General features: G+C 74.6%; 2 protein-coding genes and 1 pseudogene. All 3 read right to left on the reverse strand.

Annotated features, from left to right (window positions below; genetic code table 11):
* Window positions 1-448: pseudogene (locus ABZY57_RS31820) on the reverse strand (hypothetical protein); the annotation flags it as partial.
* Window positions 449-1,053: 605 nt separating this feature from the next.
* On the reverse strand, window positions 1,054-3,237 hold the full coding sequence (locus ABZY57_RS31825; RefSeq protein ID WP_356517870.1) for a PQQ-binding-like beta-propeller repeat protein: 2,184 nt from the start codon (window positions 3,235-3,237) through the stop codon (window positions 1,054-1,056).
* 103 nt (window positions 3,238-3,340) lie between these two features.
* Complete coding sequence (locus ABZY57_RS31830) at window positions 3,341-5,101, reverse strand: PQQ-binding-like beta-propeller repeat protein (RefSeq protein ID WP_356517872.1); 1,761 nt, start codon at window positions 5,099-5,101, stop codon at window positions 3,341-3,343.
* Window positions 5,102-5,211: the final 110 nt, after the last annotated feature.

Consider the following 5,211-nt stretch of genomic DNA (forward strand, 5'->3'; position numbering starts at 1 on the left):
CTTCGCCGGCCGCCGGGTCGTCGGCGGCGGGGCGGGCCGGGTCGGCCGCCGGTGCCGAGGACTTGACGGCGGGCGCGATGTCCTTCGTGATGTCGACGCCCTTGGGCGGGGCGTCGGGGCCGTGGGTGCACAGACCCGAGCCGGTCCGGTAGACGCCGGCGCACCGGTCGCCCTTCGGGGCGGGGGCGAGGCCGTCGTAGACCATGCCGCGCGCGCTCTCGTTGGCGGGTGCGGCCGCGAGGGGTTCGGGCTCCTGGTCCCGGGCGGGCGCGGCGGCCGGTGCGGCGGCCTCCGTACCCGCTTGTACGGACACGGCCCGGGCGTCGTCACCCAGTCCGGAGTAGGCGATGCCGGCGGCCATCACCGCCGCCGAGGCCATGGCAGCGGTGAGGAGCATCAACCGCCGCGGCTTGCGGCGGTGTTCAGGCCGTCTGCGTCGTTCTGTCATGGGCACCTCAAGTGAACATCGGATGAGTGGGTGCGCGGAAGCCTGCCAGACGAATGCGCCGGAGAATTCGGACAAAGAGGGGTGCGGTTCGAGAAATCGTTCCGTTACCTGTCTGTCAGATCTGATGAACACTCAACAAGCAATAAAATAAGGCGAGTTACGCGCGTCATGCGATATTGGTCCAGGCCTTATCGGAGCAGTCGTTATCTAATCGAGATAACAAGTTGAGCGCTATTGACGGGAATTCAGTCAAGGATTCACCTAATTGCTACCTGTCGAATTCCCTTGGTCACGACCCGTGAGGACGGCGCGGCCCGGTCGGCTCGGCGGAGCACGGAGGCGTGCTGCGCGGCCCGCTGATGGAGCGTCCGATCCCACGGCGGCCAAGCGGCCGATGCGCGTGGCGCGATGAGCTCGGGCAGGACGGCTGCCATCCCGCCGCGCACCGGGCGGGCGCCACGACCGCCGGTCGAGGCCCTGCCGCTGGATTCCGGTGATCCATCCCCGGACGGCGGACCGTGCGAGGGCGTACCGGACACTGCGGAACGTCGCCTGCGCCGGCCAGGGTCACCAGCAAGAGGTGCGGCAACAGGACGCGGCGGATGTCAATCGAGCGGTACGGCGGCGAGGCGGTCGACGGTTTGGGGGTAGAGCCGGTTTCCGCGCTGGACGATCATGGTCGGGCCGTCGGGCATGTTCAGGGCGCCCGCGCCGAGCGTCCACGCGACGCGGCGGGCGGCGGCGTCCACCGCGACGACCGCCTGACCGGCGCCGCCGACGGCCGCGTAGAGCTCCCCGCCGAACGGGGCAGGAGCCGCCAGCATGGAGACGTACGCACCCGTGTCGTGGCTCCACACCTTCTTCCCGGTCGACTCGTCGAAGGCCTGGAGCGCCCCGTCCGCGACGTACACCGTGCCGTTCACGCAGACGGGCGCGCTCAGCAGCTTCGTACCGTCCGGCTCCAGCTTCCAGGCCACCGCGCCCGTCACCAGGTCGACCGCAGTGATCCGCTCCTCGAAGTCGAAGACGTGGCGGTCCGAGGCGACCGGGGGGTTGATGCCCCCCGACTTGTCGGGTGACGCCGCCTCCTGGTCGGTGCGGACCCGGCAGGCCCACAGCAGGCGGCCCTCGCGCAGGTCGACGGCGAAGACGCGTGCGGGATCCGAGCAGATCAGGCGGCCGCCGGAGGTGATCGCCGACATCATGAGCGAGCCGTTCGAGTCCAGGACGGCGCCCTCGATGCGGGTGCGCCAGCGCAGTTTCCGGGCGCCCAGATCGTAGGAGAGCAGCCAGGCCTCCTCCTGCTGTCGCTGGTCGGCGGAGCGGAAGTACGCCTTCAGGTAGAGGCATTCGGCGTCCGCGGCGAGCAGCTGCGTGGTCTGGGCGAGGCCGCCCAGCACTGCTGGGTCGGCCGCGTCGGCGGGGAGACGGCCGGTGCCCGGGTCCAGATATCCGGCGCTCGCGTTGCCGTCGTCGTCGAATACGAAGCCCACGAGGCGGTCTCCTGCCACGGCCACCTCGACCTGGGCGGTCCGGGTCTCCCACAGGATCCGGCCGTCGGCCGTCGAGATGCCGCGCAGGACGTCGCTCGTGTGGATCAGGACCGCGTCGGACGCGACGGCGGGGGAGGCGGAGAAGGGGGAGGGAACCGACCACAGCGGGGCCGGAGGGGTGCCGGGCGGGCGGGAGCTCCGGCCGGGGCCGGGCGACGCCGTACGGTTCCCCGAGCCCGAGCCCGAGCCGGCCCCCGAACCAGGGCCCGAGCCGGGGAGGTTCCCGGTGGCCCAGAGCGCCGAGGCGCCGCCCGCGGTGGTGAGCGCGGCGGCCGCCGCGCCCGCGATCAGGGTGCGGCGGGAGAGCGCGCGGCGCGGGGCGGGGGCGCGCAGCGGGGCGGGGGCGAGGGTGGCGACATCGCCGATCCGGCGGGACAGGTCGGCGAGGAGAGCCTGCGGCAGCAGCTCGGCGAACTCCCCGGGGTCGAACGGCCCCCACTCCTCGCGCAGTCGGCCGGGCGCGGGCCGGTCGCCCGGCTCCGGTGACAGACAGGCGGTGAGCGTCCCGCGCAGCCCGTCCGGCAGGCCCGTCAGGTCGGGGTCGGCTCCGTGCCGCAGCAGTTCAAGGGTGCTCTGCCGGCCGCGGGCGTCGTAGGGGCCGTGACCGGTCGAGGCGTACACCAGGACCGCCGCGAGGGCGAACACGTCGCCTTCCGGGCCGGGCGGTCCCCCGCGCGCCTGCTCCGGTGACATGTACGCCGGTGTGCCCGCGAGTGCCCCGGCCTCCGTGAGGCGGGGGCTGCCCGGGGCCTGGGCGAGCCCGAAGTCGATGAGCCGGGGGCCCTGCGCGGTGATCAGTACGTTCGACGGCTTGACGTCCCGGTGGACGAGCCCGGCACGGTGCAGGGCGGCGAGGGAAGCGGCGAGCGCGGAGCCGAGTCCGCGGACGACCGGTTCGGGCAGCGGCCCCCCGGCCACCACCGCCTCCCTCAGCGAGGGCCCGATGAGGTACGCCGTGGCCAGCCAGGGCCGGGCCGTGTCGGGGTCGGCGCCGAGGAAGGCCGCGGTGTGCTCCGTTCCCAGGGCCCGCGCGGCCTCGGCCTCCAGCGTCAGCCGCTGGCGGTAGCCGGGCTGGTCGCGCAGGTCGGACCGGATGGTCTTGACCGCGGCGAGGCGCCCGCCGGCGGTGCGGGCCAGGAAGACGGTCCCCATGCCGCCGGCGCCCAGCCGGCCGAGGAGGGCGTACTCCCCGAGCCGTTCGGGATCGTCGGGCAGCAGTGGCAGGAGCGTGGACATGACCGGTGGACTCCTTCGGGGCGGCGGTCGTACCTGTGCGTGCGTGCTCGTGTGGGCGGGCGCCGGCGGGCGCGGGAGGGCGTGTGGGGGAGAGGGCGCGGGGTCAGTCCGCCGGCAGGGCGACGACGGCGGACGGCCGGGCGACGAGCAGGGTGCCGGGGACCGCGGCGAGTTGGAACGGTTCCCGGGCCACCACACCCGCGAGCCCGGTCTGCCACAGCCGTTTGCCCGAGGGGAGGCCGGTCGCGGTGACCTGGTGCAGCGTCGCGAGGTAGAGGGTGCGTCCGGATGCGCTCGCGGTCATGCTCCCGAGCATGTTCCAGGTCAGGTTCTCGGTGAGCGTCTGCTCCCACAGCGTCCGGCCGGTGTCCGGGTCGACGGCAACGATGGGGCCCGTGCCGTCGTCGGTCAGGTACAGGGTGCCGCCGCTGTAGAAGGGCGGGGCGTTGGTCCCGGCGACCAGGGCCTGCGACTCCCACAGCCGGGTGCCGGTCTTCAGGTCGTAGGCGTGGGCGCGGCCGCCGGAGAGCAGGAACAGTCGTCCGCCGCCCGCCGGGTCCACCACGGAGGCGGGGCCGCCGTGCACGTCGGGGTACGAGCGGTTCCAGAGCATGCGTCCGCTGCTCCGCTCGAAGCCCGCGATCGCGAGGGTCCGGACGGCCGTGACGTCCCGGAACATCTGCTGGGGTGCCTGCACCTCCACGACGACCGTCTCGGGTCCGACGGCGGTGGCGAGTTGCGCGTTGCCGAATCCGCTCGGCAGCGGGGTGCGCCACAACTCCTTGCGGTGCTCCAGGTCGAACGCCGCCAGTAGGTATCCGCCCGTCGGACTCCCGTCCCCCATGAGCAGCCACGCGGCGGCGCCGTCGGCGGCGAGCACCCTCGCGAGGTGCTCGCTGCGCTGGAGCCACTGGGTGCGGCCGTCCCGCATCGAGCAGAGCGAAAGCCCCTCGCGGGTGGCCGTCAGGAAGCGGTCGCCGTGCACCTGGACGGGCGGGGTGCCGCCGCCGGCGGGCAGCTGCCACACCTCCTTGCCGGTGCGCAGGTCGTGCCCGTACAAGCCGTCGCCACGCGTCATCAGGCAATGGTCGGCGCTGCTCACCGGGAGGAGCCGGATGCGGGCCGTCGGGTCGTCCAGGCGCCACAGGGCGGCCGGCGGCATGCCGGGCACGCGGGGGCTCGTACCGGAACCGCTCCCTGCCGCGGACGGCCCGGTGCGGCTGTCCGCGCGGGTCAGGCCGGACCAGGCGCGGGTCCCGGAGACTCCCAGGGCCGCGCCCGCCGCGCCGGTCAGCAGGCCGGACAGGACCCGGCGGCGGGTGGGCCGGGCCGCCGCGTCGGGGGTGGAAGGGGCCGGAGCCGGGGGCAGCGCCGCCTGGGTAGCGGGGTGCGGGGGCTCGTGCGCATCGGCGTCCGCCGGGTCCCGGTCGTCCGCATGCCCGTCCCCGTGCCCGTCTGCATCCGCATCGGCATCCGCATCGGCGATCTCCAGGTCGGCGATCGCCTGCGTGCGTACGGCCAGTGCGGCGACGACCCGGCCGGGCAGCGGGTCCGGTGCCCGCTCCGGGTCCTGCCCGGCGGGGATCAGCGTCCGGCACAGCTCCGCGGCGGTGGGGCGATCGGTCGGCGAGGCGGCCAGCGCCGCGGCCACCACCTCGCCCAGCTCCCCGGGCAGGTCGGGCAGTTCGGGCCGGTTGTGGAGGGCTCGATAGGCCAGCACGGGCGGCGGGCCGTCCCCGAATGGCAGCCGCCCGGTGGCGGTGTGGAGCAGGAGCACCGCCAGCGAGTACACGTCGGCAGCGAAGGAGGAGGGCCGCCCCGCGGCTACTTCCGGGGCCATGAAGGCGGCGGGCACGGTCGCCACCCGGCTGTGCGGTTCGGGCCGCCCGGGCCCTGCGTGGGGTCGCGGCTCCCGGCCCGGCCCCTGGCCCTGTCGCGGGCCCGGTTCGTGAGGCGGGCGAGGGCCCGGCATGC

Source organism: Streptomyces sp. NPDC006450, from assembly GCF_040612195.1.
GTDB lineage: Bacteria > Actinomycetota > Actinomycetes > Streptomycetales > Streptomycetaceae > Streptomyces.

Coding starts and splice junctions, on each gene's coding strand:
- ABZY57_RS31825 (WP_356517870.1), bottom strand. CDS start 3,237: ATGTCCACGCTCCTGCCACTGCTGCCCGACGATCCCGAACGGCTCGGG.